This window comes from Thermosphaera sp., from assembly GCF_059755995.1.
The window spans coordinates 1-16234 of record NZ_DBOUKL010000029.1 but is presented as its reverse complement, the minus strand read 5'-3'; the positions used below and the strand labels follow the sequence as shown (position 1 = coordinate 16234).

Annotated in this window: 16 protein-coding genes; 7 read left to right on the top strand and 9 right to left on the bottom strand. The window is 43.9% G+C overall.

The genetic code is table 11. The annotated features are described in order from the left end of the window. Positions 1-22: 22 nt before the first annotated feature. Both bgaS and AC3OH0_RS03350 read right to left on the bottom strand, forming a co-directional pair. Positions 23-1471 (bottom strand): beta-galactosidase BgaS, encoded by a 1449-nt coding sequence (bgaS, locus tag AC3OH0_RS03355; protein WP_193435790.1) that lies wholly within the window; start codon positions 1469-1471, stop codon positions 23-25. Between the two features lie 39 nt (positions 1472-1510). Continuing rightward, a complete protein-coding gene (locus tag AC3OH0_RS03350; RefSeq protein WP_193435791.1) occupies positions 1511-1873 on the bottom strand; it encodes a hypothetical protein in 363 nt (120 codons plus the stop codon). A 110-nt stretch (positions 1874-1983) separates the two neighbouring features. Between AC3OH0_RS03350 and AC3OH0_RS03345 the strand changes: the two genes are divergently transcribed. Beyond that, positions 1984-3297, top strand: coding sequence for a RuBisCO large subunit C-terminal-like domain-containing protein (locus AC3OH0_RS03345; RefSeq protein WP_227410959.1), 1314 nt, complete (start codon positions 1984-1986; stop codon positions 3295-3297). 36 nt (positions 3298-3333) lie between these two features. On the opposite strand, the gene AC3OH0_RS03340 is transcribed toward AC3OH0_RS03345, so the two are convergent. The 5 genes from AC3OH0_RS03340 to AC3OH0_RS03320 form a co-directional block, all read right to left on the bottom strand. Beyond that, positions 3334-3810 carry a ferritin-like domain-containing protein gene (locus AC3OH0_RS03340; protein WP_193435793.1) on the bottom strand — a complete coding sequence of 159 codons (477 nt, stop codon included), beginning with the start codon at positions 3808-3810 and terminating at the stop codon, positions 3334-3336. Between the two features lie 57 nt (positions 3811-3867). Further along, the gene (locus tag AC3OH0_RS03335) at positions 3868-4155 is read right to left on the bottom strand and encodes a hypothetical protein (protein WP_193435794.1); all 288 of its coding nucleotides are present in this window, start codon (positions 4153-4155) and stop codon (positions 3868-3870) included. Positions 4156-4158: 3 nt separating this feature from the next. Beyond that, on the bottom strand, positions 4159-4527 hold the full coding sequence (locus tag AC3OH0_RS03330) for a hypothetical protein (protein ID WP_498344771.1): 369 nt from the start codon (positions 4525-4527) through the stop codon (positions 4159-4161). A gap of 254 nt (positions 4528-4781) precedes the next feature. Further along, the gene (locus AC3OH0_RS03325) at positions 4782-6023 is read right to left on the bottom strand and encodes a dicarboxylate/amino acid:cation symporter (protein WP_498344770.1); all 1242 of its coding nucleotides are present in this window, start codon (positions 6021-6023) and stop codon (positions 4782-4784) included. Between the two features lie 186 nt (positions 6024-6209). Beyond that, positions 6210-7142 (bottom strand): S1C family serine protease, encoded by a 933-nt coding sequence (locus AC3OH0_RS03320; RefSeq protein ID WP_498344769.1) that lies wholly within the window; start codon positions 7140-7142, stop codon positions 6210-6212. A 182-nt stretch (positions 7143-7324) separates the two neighbouring features. Here AC3OH0_RS03320 and AC3OH0_RS03315 point away from each other — a divergent pair, with 182 nt between their 5' ends. After that, positions 7325-8242 (top strand): NAD-dependent epimerase/dehydratase family protein, encoded by a 918-nt coding sequence (locus tag AC3OH0_RS03315; RefSeq protein WP_498344768.1) that lies wholly within the window; start codon positions 7325-7327, stop codon positions 8240-8242. Positions 8243-8323: 81 nt separating this feature from the next. Here AC3OH0_RS03315 and AC3OH0_RS03310 read toward each other — a convergent pair whose 3' ends face one another. Further along, positions 8324-8776 (bottom strand): Lrp/AsnC family transcriptional regulator, encoded by a 453-nt coding sequence (locus tag AC3OH0_RS03310; RefSeq protein WP_193435799.1) that lies wholly within the window; start codon positions 8774-8776, stop codon positions 8324-8326. 104 nt (positions 8777-8880) lie between these two features. Here AC3OH0_RS03310 and AC3OH0_RS03305 point away from each other — a divergent pair, with 104 nt between their 5' ends. The 3 genes from AC3OH0_RS03305 (at position 8881) to AC3OH0_RS03295 (ending at position 11411) form a co-directional block, all read left to right on the top strand. Further along, complete coding sequence (locus AC3OH0_RS03305; RefSeq protein WP_498344767.1) at positions 8881-10176, top strand: glutamine synthetase family protein; 1296 nt, start codon at positions 8881-8883, stop codon at positions 10174-10176. 64 nt (positions 10177-10240) lie between these two features. After that, the gene (locus AC3OH0_RS03300; RefSeq protein ID WP_498344766.1) at positions 10241-11077 is read left to right on the top strand and encodes an alpha/beta hydrolase; all 837 of its coding nucleotides are present in this window, start codon (positions 10241-10243) and stop codon (positions 11075-11077) included. Between the two features lie 37 nt (positions 11078-11114). Further along, entirely contained in the window at positions 11115-11411 is a 297-nt protein-coding gene (locus AC3OH0_RS03295; RefSeq protein ID WP_498344765.1) for an MTH1187 family thiamine-binding protein, read from the top strand. A gap of 36 nt (positions 11412-11447) precedes the next feature. Here the strand turns inward: AC3OH0_RS03295 and hjc are convergent, their stop codons facing one another. Then, positions 11448-11882, bottom strand: a complete 435-nt coding sequence (gene hjc / locus AC3OH0_RS03290; protein WP_498344764.1) for a Holliday junction resolvase Hjc — start codon at positions 11880-11882, stop codon at positions 11448-11450. Between the two features lie 62 nt (positions 11883-11944). On the opposite strand from hjc, the gene AC3OH0_RS03285 reads away from it, so the two are divergent. Then, positions 11945-14122 (top strand): metallophosphoesterase family protein, encoded by a 2178-nt coding sequence (locus AC3OH0_RS03285; protein ID WP_498344763.1) that lies wholly within the window; start codon positions 11945-11947, stop codon positions 14120-14122. A 68-nt stretch (positions 14123-14190) separates the two neighbouring features. After that, positions 14191-16089 (top strand): glucodextranase DOMON-like domain-containing protein, encoded by a 1899-nt coding sequence (locus tag AC3OH0_RS03280; protein WP_498344762.1) that lies wholly within the window; start codon positions 14191-14193, stop codon positions 16087-16089. Positions 16090-16234: the final 145 nt, after the last annotated feature.

Below are 16234 nucleotides of genomic sequence, written 5' to 3'. Positions count from 1 at the left end.
CGTTCTAGGTCATACGGTGATTTCACATAAAAAATAGTTCTTCAGGGATTTCCCTACGTAAACTAATTTCCCTAAACAATAAGGCACTAGGTCTTAGAAACCTTTTCTTAGTGTCGAAATCAACCTTTACCAGGCCAAACCTCATGTTGAAGCCCATGGCCCATTCATAATTATCTATTAGTGACCAGTGCAGATATCCTCTCACATCCACGCCTTTTTCCACTGCTTTCAATGTGCTGGCGAGATGAGTGATAAGGTAGGAGGAGCGGTGCTTATCCATGGAATCAGCTATCCCGTTTTCAGTTACGATTAAAGGAATCCTGTATTTGTTGAACAGCTCTACAAGGATGTTCTCCAACCCTTCTGGATATATTTCCCATCCGAACTCGCTACACGGTCTATCCGCCTTGCTCACCCCACCAGGCGTGCATATGAATCCATACCCAGGAATATACCTCCATCCCGGACCTTTTTTCTCGCCGGCCACCACCATTCTAGTGTAGTAGTTTACTCCTATCCAGTCTAGTTTTCTCCTCAAGCTCTCCGATGCTGCTAAAAGGCTTTCGCCATGAATCAAAGTGTCCGTGAAAGCGTAGTTGTACATGTATGAGGCAGTGGAAGCAGCCTTCACGTCTTCACTATTCACGGGATTGAGGGGTTCAAACCACATGAAGTTGTAGATGATGCCCACAGGCTTCTTAGTGACTTGTTTGATCAAGTCATACGCTCTTGCATGCGCTATTGCCTGGTTTCTAAGAGCACGTATAGTGTATTCGAAGCTTGGGATTCCTGGCGGGAATCCTGATTTAGTGTTTAAGTATCCCGCTGTTGCAACCGCGTTGGGTTCGTTAAGAGTGCTCCACGCATCAGCATACTCTTCCAGCTCGCTCACGATATAATAAGCATATTTCGCGAACTCCACTACTGTCTCATCGCTAAGCCACCCCGATGGCGCTGACTCAACTCCACGGGTTCTCACTTGTATTGGCTCATGTATCCATGATGGGAGAGTGAAGTGGTTGAGGTTTATGATAAGCTTTTTCCCCCTTGAAACCCAGTCTTTAAGCAATCCCTTGTATTTCTCAACCTGGTTCTTATCCGCCTTCTCTCTCAGTTGGTTGATAGCTGCTTCACTAATATCGATGCTTACTATAACTCCCTCCTCGTCCTTGTCGATATTAACGGGGATTTCCCTGGTTGGTCTAGGGAAAACCCTGCTCCATTCAATCCCGATGCGTAGAGTGTCTGCACCTAGTCTCTCTGCGATGTCATGGTCTTTCTTGTAAAGTGCCAAATATCCTGGGCCATTCTCGGGTAAATGCCCGCTTACTAACCCAGACATTATATTGTCCTGGTCGTGAACCCATATCCACCAGTCTGTATTAGGGTCTTCGAATCCTGGATATCCCATTTCGAATTGAAAACCGGACTCGCTAAACCCGATGATAAACCCGCTGGGGAATTTAAGCATTAGATCACCACTGGAAGGTAGCGTTCATCCTGGATCGTGTCAGCTCACAACGTCTTTAATGTCGAATTTGATTGGACCATACTCCTTGCTTACCGCGGATATTACGATTTTATGCTCGCCTGGTTCGAGCCTGATTCCTTCAATCCTTATTGTTACAAGAGTGTTCAGTGCGAAGTCCACAGGGTTTGTGTCTGAAATATCTTTGTTCAGTATTGTTTTAGAATCCGACTCCAGCGTTATTTTGTCGAGGGGAACCGGTTTGTCGTCAATGGTGATTTCAAGAGGTTTAGACAAACTAGCATCTGCTAAGACGTTTTTAAGGGAAAACTGAAAACCTGTTTCATTATTCTTCAAGCTTTTCTTAACGTATAATCTTCTGAGAATGATGGCTGGAACCGACATTTAGGTCCCAATTATACTTAAACCTTCCCATGTCTAATATAGTTTTAACATTACAAATTTTTATTTAAATCGTAGAACAAAAAATCAAACGGTGTATGTTCTTGAAACCCATGAGAATAGATTACGAGGATATTCTAGACGTGCTGTATGAAACCATAGATATCGATAAGTACATTATAGCCCACTACATAATTGAAGCACCCGTGGGCTTTCCGCCTGACATGATTGCAAGGGCTTTCGCAGCTGAGCAGACCACTGGAACCTGGATACGAACACCTGCAGAGACTGTGGAGATGAGGAAGAATCTAGGCGGGAAGGTCGTAGGATTATACGAGATTCCCGACTATGAAACGGAGACTCCGAAGGAAGGTTATAGGAGATTCTTGGTTTCAATCGCGTTTCCATGGGTTAATTTTGAGAATGACTTATCCACAATGTTCTCCGCTGTTACCGGCAACATAATGGCTTTCGGCAGGATAAAGCTAGTTGATGTTTGGATGCCTCCCGCATACATTAAACTTTTCAAGGGTCCGAAATACGGGATAGAAGGATTGAGGACACTTATGCGGGTTCACGATAGGCCTTTAATAGTTGCCATGGTTAAACCATGCGTATACTATCCCGCGGATGTCGGTGCTAAGCTGGCTTACGAAGCATGGGTAGGAGGCGTGGACGTTATAAAAGATGACGAGCTACTCGCAAACCAGAGTTTCAACAAGGTGGAGGAGAGGGTTGTAAAATTCATGGAAATGCTTGAAAGGGCTGAGCAGGAAACAGGTGAGAAAAAACTCTACACTGTAAACATCACGAGTGACCCGCCTAAGCTTTTCGAGCTTGCTGAGAAAGTAAAACAGTTGGGTGGAAACGCTTTAATGGTGAACGCCTACTCCGTTGGGCTTGGGGCTTTCAAAAACCTGGCCGAGGATCCAAGCGTAAACATGCCAATACTTGCGCACACTCCCGACTATGTCGCAATGTCGTACGTTTCACCTTACTCCGGAATATCATCAATCTTAGTAGCTGGTAAACTCATCAGAATCGCTGGAGCAGACATGGTGATATATCCAGGACCATATGGTAAAGTACCGACCTTCACTAAGGAGAAATACCTCCGTGTTGCAAAGTATCTGAGGGCCCCGATGAGCGGGTTGAAACAGACACTGCCCTGTCCATCCGGAGGAAACACTCAGCTGGAGGTTCCTAAGCTGGTAGGGGATTTAGGCGTGGATATTGGAATAGCCGCCGGTGGAGCGATACATGCGCACCCATGGGGGAGTAAGGCTGGAGCTAAATCGATGAGGCAAGCCATCGATGCTGTTCTGAAAGGTATTCCCCTTGAAGAATACGCTAAAGAAGCTCCAGAGCTGAATGCGGCGATAGAAGCGTATAAGAAAGGAGCTTTGGCGATAATGTTAGGATTGTAAGTAATTTAAAATTTAATAAAAATTTTTAAATCACAGTCAGCCTCCTGGGGTTCCATGCCAGGGACTTTCCTTCCAAATAGCATCCCACAATGTTTCCTCCGTGAAGGTCTCTTTCCTTGCAATCTTGTCTCTAATAGAAACTAGGAGTTGGTGATGCACCATCTCATCCTTATGTATTGCTTCGAGAATGAGCTTCATTCTCGGGTCTTTAGCCTTATCGAGTAATTCCTTAGTCAAACGCACCATTTCTGCTTCAAGCCTGATGTGTTCCTCAATAGACTTCTCTATTTCACGATACTCCTCCTCGGTTAAGAAGGGGGATTCAGACTCTGCCAGCTTAGCCAATGACTCGTATAGTCTAGAATGCTTTAAGGAATCCAATCCTACTGCAGAGAAAACCGCCGCGAGAACAGGGTGCTTGAATTTTTCAATAGTGGATAATAATTTATCAGAGTATTCTTTTTCCTTATAGCTCATGTTTTTGAATAATTCAACTTGTTCACTATTTTTCATAAATATCACCAATTAAAGAATAGTCATAAGAGTTAATAATTGTATTGAAAAATTAAACTATTTTGCTCTCAAAGCTTTCTTCGGATCCTTCCACATAATGGATGCAACCCAAATTGTTAAGACAATAAACAATAGCAATAGCCCTAGGGCTACTGATTCTGGCGAGGTACTTATGAATTCTTCGCCTTCAACCATTAATGCGTACGCCTTATCCACAATGAACATTAATGTTGCAGCCCAGCTTATAAGGGCAAGATTTTTGAATAGTAAGTCATCCTTTTCCAGATTCTTATACCACAATACAGTGGAGAATACTGCTGTTAATCCTAAGATTATCATGTACACGTTTCAGCACCATTTGCGGGGCAGTGCTGTGAGAATCCTTGACCTAACCTTTTCGTTTGAGTTCGAATTTTTATAGTAGATGATCAGTCCACCTCCCCATAATCCAGCAATCCCTAGTGTCATCAATAAGCCCACCGTCGTTATCTCGTTAAAAGCCACTGCCATGTCGGCGGGGTTGGACATGGCGGTTAAGAAGGGCGGATACATCGTTACTTCACCATTCCAAGCGTGCTCGGCTATTAAAACCATGCTCCCACCTAGCAACATGGTTGATAGAATGTTGAGTTTCAATTTCTCTGCAGTATTTTTGAAGAACCTCTCTAGTGTTTTAATCAATATGCCTGTTACCAATGGTGCTATGAAACACGCCATCTGCCTCACCAGTGCACATGTCTTAATAATAGGTGCACCTATAAAAATTTTGCGGCCATTGTACGGGTTAAATCGATCACATCAATTTCATAAGACAATATAGAGGAGCTAACAGTCATTACGTAGGGGTTAGAAAAAAGACATACCTATTCGGATTTTCCTGGCCCGACGATATTCCCCTCCCTGTACCCTAACTGCTTCAGTGTGTTAATAAGTTGTAATGAAACGTTGGGATTAATTTGAGGTGGAAAAAACTATTTTCTCCATTTTTCCTCATTAAAGTCTTTCGTTACGTATTTTGAGACTATGGTAGCGCCCAACGGGTCCCCTATGACGTTGAGCATTGTTTCAAACGGATCTACTGCAGGGTGGACTCCAACCATCCAGCCGGCTGCTTCAACAGGAATACCTAGAGCTGCTGCAGTGGCTACTGCAACGATCGCGGCTCCACCAGGGACGCCTGCAGCTGCTGTCGCTCCCAAGAATCCTAGGACTACTAGTGTTAACACCTCTCCAAACCCTAGCGGTATCCCTAATGCCTGGAAAGCGAACAGCGTGAACAAAGTGATAGTTGCACAGGCTCCTTGCATGTTGATGGTTGCTGCGACGGGCAAGATTACCGTGGCAACTTCTTTAGAAACCCCTGCCTCTATTGCAGAGTTTATGGTGACAGGGAGTGTTGCATTACTGCTTGCCGTTGAGAAGGCGGTGATCATGGCTGGGAAGTACTTCTTCCAGAATCTCACCGGGTTCAACCTTGCCACGAGAATCATTACTAATGGCTGGATTATCAGGAGAACTATTAACCCGCTCACGTAGAAGGCGAGCACTAGTTTGGCGAACGCGCCTACAGCTATGACTCCTACGACAGCGGCTACATTAGCCATTAATGCGAAAACACCTATTGGCCCGTACCATAAGATGAAGTCTAATAGCTTGTAGACTACTGCTAGTAGGGATTCGAATAATCTTGTCAGGAATTCCTTAACCTGCGGTGTTGAGCGTCCTATTATGCCCACAGCGATTCCAACCAGTATAGCGGTGAATATTATCTGAAGCATTTTAAGATTCAAGAACATGTCGATAAAGTTGGAGGGTATAATGTTTTTCAAGTAATCCGCGATTGTGAGAGATGCAGGAGTAACCTGCTGTCCTCCTGGTAGCTGAACCCCTTCACCCGGCTTAAGCATTGAGCCTATCGCGTATGCTGTTCCAACCGATGCTAGTCCCATGAAGATCCAGTAGGGTATGAATCCTAGGAAGATTTTGCCGAGCTTTACTAAGTCTCCCATGCTCATTACTGCCCATGCAATGCAGAGGAATACTAATGGGCCCACTATGAATTTTAGTAGAGCAACATAAATGTCTCCTAGTATTGCTATGTTTTTAACAGGCTCTCCGACAATGATTCCTACAGCCAACCCTAATATAGCACTTATCAATAGCAATAATGGTCTTTTACCCAGCCTTATTTGGAAGACTACTTCATTACTCATGTACCAACCCCTAACGTATATACATGATTTTACAATATTGTCAGGTATAGGTTAAAAATCTTAATTCATTCAAACATGGAAAAATAGTATTGTACGTATATAGATGAACATCACGCTTTTAACTTGAACTTGTAAATTGGAGACCGCATAGATGCTTAAAATAAAGATAATTCTAGCTATTAGTCCCTATAGAGGTTGAACAATAATTTCTACGTCAAGTGAATATGTGTTGGAACCTCTTTGAATCAAAAGGTTTACAAACCCCTTGTCAATGCTATCCTCAATTATTTCTTTAAGATCACTACTTCTCGTAACGGGGACATTGTTAGCTTGAATTATAACGTCTCCTTCCCTAATGCCTCTTCTATAAGCAGGCGTGCCAGGTATACTTTTAACCACTAGTAATCCTTCTTTAACCGGTATATTGTAAACAGAGGCTATCGTGGGATTTAAGGGAGCTACATAAACCCCGATCCAAGCTTTCAAAGGTCTCCCATACTTTTCAATCATTCCGATAAATCTTTTCACTGTGTTTATAGGTATGGCGAAACCTATGCCTTGGGCGAACGGAATTATCGCTGTGGTCACTCCGACTGCTTCACCGTCGAGATTTATTAAGGGTCCCCCGCTATTGCCAGGGTTTATCGCCGCATCCGTCTGTATCAGGTCTTCTAAAACAATGTTTTCCCCGACAATAGTTCTACCCGTAGCGCTTACAACCCCTAGTGTAACAGTGTGTTGGAACAAGCCTAGCGGAGAGCCAACAGCCAGTACTATTTCACCTACTTTGAGCTTAGATGAATCCCCCAGCTTTATCGGGGAACCATAATCTTCCGTTTCAAGGAGTGCGAGATCCCTTGTGGGGTCCTCGGCTACCACAACTGCCCTACTGGCATACCCGTCTACATAGCTTACCGTTACTTTGGCTGCATCCCTGATTACATGAGCATTGGTTACAATGTAACCTTTTGAAACAACGAATCCTGAGCCAAACCCTTTAACCGGTTCGTACCCGAAAATCGTAAGAGGGTGCTCGACAAGGGTTGAAACTGTTACAACCGAGGGTTTAACCTGTTCCACGATTTTAGAGATTTCATTGCTCAAAGACTTCAAATCCATGCTTATAACCATTTAAGCTTAAGCTTTCTAATCTTAAAAAATCAACGTTGATTGAAGAAGTCGTGAAAAACTTGCCGTGAAATGTAAGGTATTTTCAATTTTGGAGGCAAACATTTTTTACAGTGTTGCTCACCGATAATTAAATGTCTCGAAAACATATTACCAGTAGAGAGGAGTATGCAGTGAAGGTGCTCGTTACCGGCGGCGCAGGATTTATAGGGCATCACGTAGCCCTGCACCTCAGTAGTAAAGGATATGATATAAAGGTTTTAGACTACCTTGAAAGAGCCAGCCCTACGGGGATATCTCGGCTGAAAGATAACGGGATCCCCGTGATTATCGGAGATGTGAGATCTTTTCAAGACTACGGCGAATTCGATATTGTGGTGCATGCTGCCGCATTGGTGAATGTTGAGGAGAGTGTTCAAAACCCTCTTGAATACTACGATGTGAACAGCATGGGCACTGCGAGAGTAGGATACGAGTGTTCTAAGAGGAAGATACCTTTAATCTATTTAAGCTCGGCTGCAGTTTACGGTGACCCTGTTAAAATACCTGTTAGTGAGAACGATTCCGTTGACCCTTCCTCGCCTTATGGATTGAGCAAGCTCATGGGCGAGCAAATCTTGGGTAATTATTCGAAAATATACGGGCTTAAACATGTCTCGCTAAGATTGTTCAACGTCTACGGGCCTGGGCAAAACCCCAGTTACGCAGGGGTTATATCAAGATTCATCGCCAACATTGTTGAAGGCAGAAGCCTTGAAATCTATGGGGATGGTACGCAGACTAGGGATTTCATCCACGTGGAGGATGTTGCGAAAGTTGTCGAGGAATTCATCTCGAAAAATATTTTCGACAATAGGGTTTACAATGTCGGTACGGGTATTGGGACGAGAATCATAGATCTTGCTAAACTGGTTATGAGGATTACAGGACGCTCGGTTAATATTGTTTTCAAACATGCGAGAATTGGAGAGGTTAGGCATAGTGTAGCCGATGTTTCGAGACTCAGGGGGCGAATCGTGTTCAACCCGATCAATTTAGAGGAAGGGATTAGTAAGCTTCTCCACACTATTCACAAATACAAGGTTGAATAGTGAAACACGCCCAAGGAGGAGTTAAAAGTACGTGGTCATTGAATAATTCCAATCCAATATTTTGCTTGTAGGATTGTTCAGCTAGTCGGATATGGGTAGGTGGAAGGTCTCTTTGACAATTCGGAAAATAATACTAGTTCTAGTTTGCCGGATAAACGGGTTTTGCAGAAGCCATTTCACAAACTTGTCTAGCTCGCTCATTGATTTAAAAGCCGCTATAACAGCGACGTCAAACTCGCCCGTTATGTCATATACTGCTTGAACGTTTGGATGCTGGGATACATAGTTTTCCACATCAATAATATGCTTACCATCCACATTCACCAGTATTAAAACCTTTATTCCATAGCCTAATCTTCCATAGTCTATTAGGACCGTGAACTTCCTCAAAATCCCGCTCTTGAAGAGTCTTTTTATTCTTTCATGAATAGTGGATACGGGTTTCCCGGTGTTCTCCGATATGATTTTCAAGCTTACTCTTGAATCTTCTCGTAAAAACTCCAAGATCTTCTTGTCTAAATCATCTATTATCATTGTAAAACCTCTTATTTACACTATATGAAGTTGTGGAATTTTTATAATTTTTCTTTTCAAGCCTTTTAAACTATTTCAAATCTTTAAGCGTTGTATGTGAAATCATGCAACAGGAAAAAATTAAGATATTATTTCCCGATGTGACAGGCGTGCACAGGGAGGTCGAAATATTCCTCCATCAAAAACCAGACTGCCTCTACGGGTTTGAGACAAGCGTGGACGGTTCCAGCCTCCCTGATTACGCAAGCGTCGAAGACGGGGACTTGTTTCTGAAGCCTGCGTCAGGTAAGTTTGTCGATTTAAGTAGCTATGGGGGCGGATTGCTAGTAGTTGGCGCTGTTTATTTTTCGAAGGGTGAGAGGCATTACTTGGATACTAGGCTTAAGGCAGAGGAAACTAGTAAGTATTTATTCGAGCATGGTTTAGAAGCGCTTGTTGGTTATGAATTAGAATTCTTTATAATGCGGAAAATAAAGCACTACTTAGATTCAAGGAGACAGTTATTCTATGCGAAGCCCGTGGAGAATACCTGTTTAATAAGGCAGGGGAACGGGAAATATTTTACATCAATCCACTCAAGAGTGGATGAAATCCTCGAAGAGACTACAACAGCTCTTACACGAGCAGGCATAGCTCCGCTTAAAATCCACAGGGAAAACGGGGTTTTCAACCAGTATGAGATTTCATTCCGACCCTACCCTCTTTTGGAAGCTTGTGATAACATAATTCTCTCCATTAAAACAGTTCGTGAAGTATCGAAAGCTAAGGAGCTGACCGCCGTTTTCATGCCAAAGCCATTCACGGATGATTATGGAAATGGTCTACACCTGCACTTAAGCCTATGGGTTGGCGCTAGGAATATTCTGTTCGAAGACGGAGCCCTATCTCAGGAGGGAAGGTATTTCATAGGAGGAATACTTCAGCATGCAAGAAGCCTGGCAGCTTTCACAAACCCCTCTTTGAACAGTTATAAAAGACTAGCCCCCGGCTTCGAGGCCCCGGTCCACATAGCATGGGGTTATGGAAATCGAACCGCGATGGTGCGGATCCCGAGAAATGGGGAAAGCATTGAGGCTCGTAATCCAGACGCTTCCATGAACCCGTACCTTGGAGTACCGGCACTGATACTAGCTGGGATGGATGGGTTGAGGAAGAAAATAGATCCGGGGGATGCGGTCGAGTTCAATCTTTACGAGAAACAGGGGTTTTCAAATATTAGGAGACTGCCTTTGTCGCTTAAAGAAGCGTTGGAAGAGTTAATGTCTGACTACGAGTATTTGAAACCAGTGTTTTCAAAATCTTTCATAGAAAAGTATGTTGAGTTAAAGATGCGTGAAGTAGTTGCTGAGAGAACCCTCCCGAGCGTTCTCGAGTACCAACTTCTAGAGCATATCTCCTAGGTTTGAAACGTTTTATACCTATGTATTCGTTAGAGATTAAATGGTTGCAGTTTTAGGGATGTTTATGAAGATTGTGGAAGATTATGCACTACTTGAAACAGGGATAAGGGTGTTTTACAGGTGCGTAGTTCCTGAGAAGATTTTCCACACTTTAATAATAGGTTCGCACGGGTTGACAGCGCACAGCGGGATCTACATTCCTATTGCCGAGGAGTTTGCAAGACACGGGTTTGGATTCTGCATGCATGATCAAAGAGGGCATGGTAGAACCGCAGGTGAAAACGATAAAGGATATGTCGAAGATTTCCAATATTACGTGGAGGATATCAAAGCTTTTTCCGACTATGCTAGATGGTGCGTAGGAGCCAGGGAAGTAATACTGCTTGGGCACAGCATGGGCGGTTTAATAGTGCTTTTAACAGCTGCAACGCATAAAGGAGTTGCTAAAGGAGTTATTGCTCTAGCTCCAGCTCTCCAAATTCCCTTAAACCCTGTTAGAAAACTCATTCTAAGCCTAGCATTAAGGTTTGCTCCGCGTTCCAAGATCCTGTTACAAAGAGGGCCACCCGAGGAAATAGAAGGCTTTCAAAAAGCAAAGGATCTGGAATACAGTCTGAGAGAAGTATCGGTCAAGTTAATTAACGAAATGATTAAAGCATCACACAAATTCTGGAGGCTTGTGGGGGATATCACCGTCCCGGTCTTGCTTATTCATGGTGAAAAAGACAAAGTCATACCCTTCGAAGCAAGCAAGAGGGCTTATCAGCTTCTCGCCTCATACCCTAAAGAGTTGAAGCTGTATCCTGACCTTGGACATAACCTATTCTTCGAGCCAGGCGGAGAAAAAGTTGTGAAGGACATTATAGATTGGGTGAGCAATCTACCTAGAGAAAACCCTTAAACCCAATCCAACAAATCTAAGAATAGGTGTTAAAGCCTTGAAAGTATTAGCTGTGATTCGTGTAATCCCAATCGGCACTGGCAAGCCAGGTATCGGGGATTATGTAAAAGAAGTAGTAGAGGTAATTAAAAAGCGAGGAGTGAAGTACCAGGTCACCCCGTTTGGAACCGCTCTCGAGGCTTCAAGCATCATGGAAGTTTCAACACTTATAGATGAAATAATTGAGAAAATGAGGGATTCAGGGGTTCTTAGAATCGCTATCGATGTTTCGTTTGACATCAGGTTTGACAAGGAGATATCGTTGGAGTATAAGGTGAGAAGAGTTATTGATTGATAAATAGTTTGTCAAGATTTACCTTGAAATGTTTTCTCAGTGTTTTGTGAAGTCACCAAGCCTTCTCACACCTTTTACAATTGAAACGAGATCCTCTAGTTTAAGGGATGCGGAAAGATGTGTCTTAGTAATCTTCAAACCCCCAGTGTCCTGTAAGCTGTTCAAACTGACGAATCTCCACTCTCCTGTTCCAACAATCTTTACAGCTATATAAGCTTCTCCACCGGCTCGTTTAGAGAACTCGATTAGCTTTTCAACTTGTTGCTTCTTCAGGTAAATCGTTCTCTCCTTTCTAATAGTTTTAGCTTCAATGGCTAGGACTTTACCATGGTAAATCGCTACGATATCAGGGTAAAGTATTGTTTTAGCCTTGGATCCACTTGCGGGCGAACGGATTACGGCAAAACCGTGGTTCCAAAACCTCTGAACTAAATCTCTTTCATGGGAAAATCCTCTTTTCCGGTTGCTCATACCAGTCAAGCCCCATACTAAATATATAGTCCTTTCAGGATTAAATTAAGATGGTGAGTGATATGAACAGCAAGTTGTACTTAATGATCGGCGCAACCATAATCTTCCTGCTTCTCATATCCAGTGCAGGCTTCGTAAACGCGGAAAACACGACAATATTGCCAGGGATTGTCTACAACGTTACAGAGAACATCTTTAAAGAGATAGGTCCTGTATTGCCTGCAATTGTCCAACCTGGCAGTGTAATACAGCTTACATTAGCTCAGGGTTATTCAGGGCTATCAATAACTCGAGCATTCCTGGTCTCGGCGAAACTAGTGAACAACAACTTGGTGTATCTTAACTACACATTAGAAGTGGAGCAGGCGGGTGTAGACCAATATAGTTTCACTGTGCCGTCGGGCGTTGAAGACGGGTTATACGACTTGGTGGTTGAGTCGAATACAGCAACGTACCATGTTAAGAGAAGCATATGGGTTGTTTCTCAATGGCCTAGTGAGCTAAAGATCGCGGTAATGACTGATCTTCACTTCATAACAGGTACTCCAGACACTTTGACCGGGGATGTGAACAGGGTTTCAGCCTTTACCCTAGCCGGCTTGTTAAACCCTGACCTTATATTCTGGCTGGGGGACATAACGGATCAAGCTTCTCCTGGAGAGTACTATGCGGCGCAGACCTACAGGTATTCACTACTGTACAAGTATCCCATCCTCGGGATTCCTGGTAATCATGATGCGCCAGACTCCAGCTATAGGAAATACCTCGGACCCTCTTATTGGTACAGAATTCTCGGAGATAAACTGCTAGTAGTGGGATTGTTCACCGCTGAGGGTGGAACCCCAAGCTGGGAGCAAATAGTTTTCCTAGAGGAGGTACTATCTAACTATAATTACATACCGTACAAAGCCATACTTGTTCACCACCCAATGTTCTACTACCAGGGCGAGTTATACACGTGGTACAATGACACCGAAACATTGAAACCATACTCTCAAGGAGTTCAGACCCCTGTTAGCAGCTACTGGAGTAACAATATGACGGCTTTCAGATACGTGTTAAAACTGATCGAGGATTACAACATTACATTTGTTCTTTCAGGACACGTTCACAGAGACTTCTTCGTTAAATACAATAGTATTAGAACTAATACTACAACATTGTTCATGACCTTTACCACAACGGCACATGGAACCGCTAGTTACGACGCAATAGGGTTCTTCAAATTCAACTTTGCAACCGGAGAAATCTCCTTCCCTGTCAAGCCTCCAACATTCATTGGTTTCCAAAACTCTTCAACTCCTCTAGCCCTGAACAGTATCCCAATAGGAATTTATCCTCCCACAAACAACCTAGGATGGTCTAACAAGACATACTTCCTGGTGAAACTGGCCCAGTCTAACAATGCGTACACGGTCTCGCTTGGTAATAATCTGGAATGGTTAAACATTTCAGGAGAGCTGTTCTGGATACTACCATGGAACGGGTCAAGCTTCAACTACGTTATCAACACGGGGAATCCCTCCGTACTAGAGATTAATGCATATATGAGGAACAGCCTCCTCTATCTATCTCTGAGACTAGCTGTGAATTACGGAGACAATATCGGGCTAACAATCTTCAACGCCCCAGACACGGAGCCGCCTGACATCGTGGTAGGCTCCTATACTCCGAGGCCTCCGTATTTGAACAGGACATTCACCCTTTACCTTAGAGGAACGGATTCTGAATGGGGCATCAAGTCAGTATCATTCGTCTTGACAGACGGGGCAAACACTACATCTTTAGAATATACTCAAACACCCAGCACTTATACTCAGAAACTAAACAACATAACCTATACTCTTCAGTTCACAATAGTATCCGCCACTACCAAGTCAGTATTGCTTAACACGACTGTTACAGATTACTACGGAAGAACACGTATCAAAGTCTTCAACATCACATTTGTACCATACGGTGCCCAAGCCCCTGCAAACCCTATCCTAGTAGTTTCAGACGTAGTCATCGAGCCTGAGTCCCCCACGACAACCATTACAACCACAACCATGGAGACAGAGACACAAACCGCTTCAACAACCACCACACCTACAACTACAACCATGACAACAACCCCACCGTTAATCACAACGGAGCCACCCCCGCCTCAAGAAGAAGCGGACTACACATTAATCGGGTTAGCAATAGTCGTATTGATTGTTGCAGTGGCAGTAATCTACGTATTCTTTCTTAAAAAATAGTTTTTCCTTGCTTCTTTTAAGTTTATATACCATGCCGATATTAACATTTATTGAAAGGTGTAACATGTATGAAGAAAGCGATCTTAATCCTAATTATCTCACTACTCTTAATATCAGCAATACCTTTGACTACAAACGCGCTCGTAAAACCCGGTCAAACAGTAACTGTTGGAGTCGATCTCGCCCACGGCGAGAGCAATAAGTACTTAGACTATATAATGGGTAATATAACATTCGTCAACTGGAAAATAATAAATGAATCCTTCACGGCAACCGTTCTAGCCGACGTTGACATACTGCTTATAGGACAGCCTACCGCTAGTCTCTCGCCAGAAGAGCTAGACGCCTTGGTAAAATGGCTTTCTAAAGGAGACAAGGTGCTGTACGTTGCAGGAGACAGTGATTATGGCGGAGGAGTGAACAGTATAGCGGCCGTGAACAACCTGCTAGAGTATGTTGGTGCAAAACTAAGGCTTGAGCAAGGAGCCGTTTACTCACCAACTCCATGCAGAAACTACACTTACAAAGGAGTTGACTCACCAGTATGCTGTGGTGCATACTACCGTATGACAGCTTTCGTCGAGCCTGACAACGTTTCCGAATTGTTCACAAACGTGTTAGACGAGGGAGTGCAATACCCGATACTCATGCACGGACCGACAGCTGTTATCTGGCAGGATGAGATGGGCAATTACCACGACCCTGTGAACGAGACATTCCCAGGATTGATAAGAATAGCCTGGTACCATCTAGCATACATTGGTGACAACCAGGCTCCAAACCCGTTTGTGTACGACCCGTTGATATATGGCACAGGCGACTGGAACTTCATCGCATACGCGGCCGAGTATCATCAGGAGAAGAACAACCTGATAGTAGTAGCTGGAGAGTCGCTCTACGGTGATCACGAGCCGGCATGGGCTTCCTCATACTATAATGTCACACTAGATGGACCCAAGTTTGTTACAAATCTTATAAAATGGTTCATAAGGATTCTAGAGACGTATGATCCGATTACAAGATTGGAGACGATCGCCGTGTTCTCAGACCCGGTGGGAGACGATAAAGGCACTGGCACCTTCCTCTATCCAACCAACCCTGTATTCCAGCCCTCCATATACGACCTTGTAAAATTCGGAGCCTACGCGGATGACAACTTCATCTACTTTAGAACAACCGTGAAGAACCTGGGCGGAAACCCGTGGAATGGCCCTAACGGGTTCTGCCTCCAGAACGTTCAAATCTACATAGCAACGACTTCTGAAGCACTGCCGATAAGTACTAACAGCATAGGTCTCGGAGTACAGATATGGCATGGATGGCACTACGCAGTAATAGCCATACCGGGCTGGGGTACCACGCCCTACCCCGATGGAGAGGTCTCAGTTCTATTCAACGCTAACATGAGTATGCTAGCAGATGAGTACAACAACAACACAGTGTTTGACGTCTACCTCAGCGAGGCCGAGCCCAACACTATAGAGGTTAAAATAGCTAAGAGCCTGCTGGCAGACGTCGAGAATATCAGGAACTGGATCGTATTCGTAGCTCTTTCAAGCTATGACGGATACAGTGAAGGAAAGGTAAGAGGAGTCCAAACTGGTGATCCTGGAGAGTGGGTGTTAGGCGGAGGAGATCCCTTAGCCATCTTAGCCGGTGTCCAGCCCAAGGTGATAGACATTTTAGCTCCAACACCGGAAGCCCAGTATGCCATGTTGACAAGCTATGACACAGCTAACAATATCCCAGCAAAAGTAAGCGGTGTGAAACTTCTCGGATTGTTAGAGCCCGGAGTGGGTGCAACGGTAACCGAGACCCAAACCATTACCACGACAAAGACCGAGGTATCAACTACAACGAAGCCTGAGACATCTCCCGTGACAGACTACACTATAACCGGCGTTGTTGCTGGAGTACTCCTGCTTGTCATAATTGTAATGGCAGTCACGATGATGAGGAAAAAGTAAAACCTTTTTTAAACCTTAAACCCTTCTCAAACTATTTAATAAGTTAAATCCTATAAGTAAAACAGGTGAGATCATGTTGCGAAATCTACTCGTCGGCGTAAGCATGATACTGATTATCCTGTCATCCCTAGTGTCGATACCTTCA

What these genes read in the sequence shown, in the direction of transcription:
- bgaS (WP_193435790.1), bottom strand. Translation starts at nt 1,471, where the DNA reads ATGCTTAAATTCCCCAGCGGGTTTATCATCGGGTTTAGCGAGTCCGGT.
- AC3OH0_RS03320 (WP_498344769.1), bottom strand. Translation starts at nt 7,142, where the DNA reads ATGGATTTGAAGTCTTTGAGCAATGAAATCTCTAAAATCGTGGAACAG.
- AC3OH0_RS03280 (WP_498344762.1), top strand. Translation starts at nt 14,191, where the DNA reads ATGAAGAAAGCGATCTTAATCCTAATTATCTCACTACTCTTAATATCA.
- hjc (WP_498344764.1), bottom strand. Translation starts at nt 11,882, where the DNA reads ATGAGCAACCGGAAAAGAGGATTTTCCCATGAAAGAGATTTAGTTCAG.
- AC3OH0_RS03310 (WP_193435799.1), bottom strand. Translation starts at nt 8,776, where the DNA reads ATGATAATAGATGATTTAGACAAGAAGATCTTGGAGTTTTTACGAGAA.
- AC3OH0_RS03300 (WP_498344766.1), top strand. Translation starts at nt 10,241, where the DNA reads ATGAAGATTGTGGAAGATTATGCACTACTTGAAACAGGGATAAGGGTG.
- AC3OH0_RS03305 (WP_498344767.1), top strand. Translation starts at nt 8,881, where the DNA reads ATGCAACAGGAAAAAATTAAGATATTATTTCCCGATGTGACAGGCGTG.
- AC3OH0_RS03340 (WP_193435793.1), bottom strand. Translation starts at nt 3,810, where the DNA reads ATGAAAAATAGTGAACAAGTTGAATTATTCAAAAACATGAGCTATAAG.
- AC3OH0_RS03325 (WP_498344770.1), bottom strand. Translation starts at nt 6,023, where the DNA reads ATGAGTAATGAAGTAGTCTTCCAAATAAGGCTGGGTAAAAGACCATTA.
- AC3OH0_RS03345 (WP_227410959.1), top strand. Translation starts at nt 1,984, where the DNA reads ATGAGAATAGATTACGAGGATATTCTAGACGTGCTGTATGAAACCATA.
- AC3OH0_RS03285 (WP_498344763.1), top strand. Translation starts at nt 11,945, where the DNA reads ATGAACAGCAAGTTGTACTTAATGATCGGCGCAACCATAATCTTCCTG.
- AC3OH0_RS03350 (WP_193435791.1), bottom strand. Translation starts at nt 1,873, where the DNA reads ATGTCGGTTCCAGCCATCATTCTCAGAAGATTATACGTTAAGAAAAGC.
- AC3OH0_RS03330 (WP_498344771.1), bottom strand. Translation starts at nt 4,527, where the DNA reads ATGGCGTGTTTCATAGCACCATTGGTAACAGGCATATTGATTAAAACA.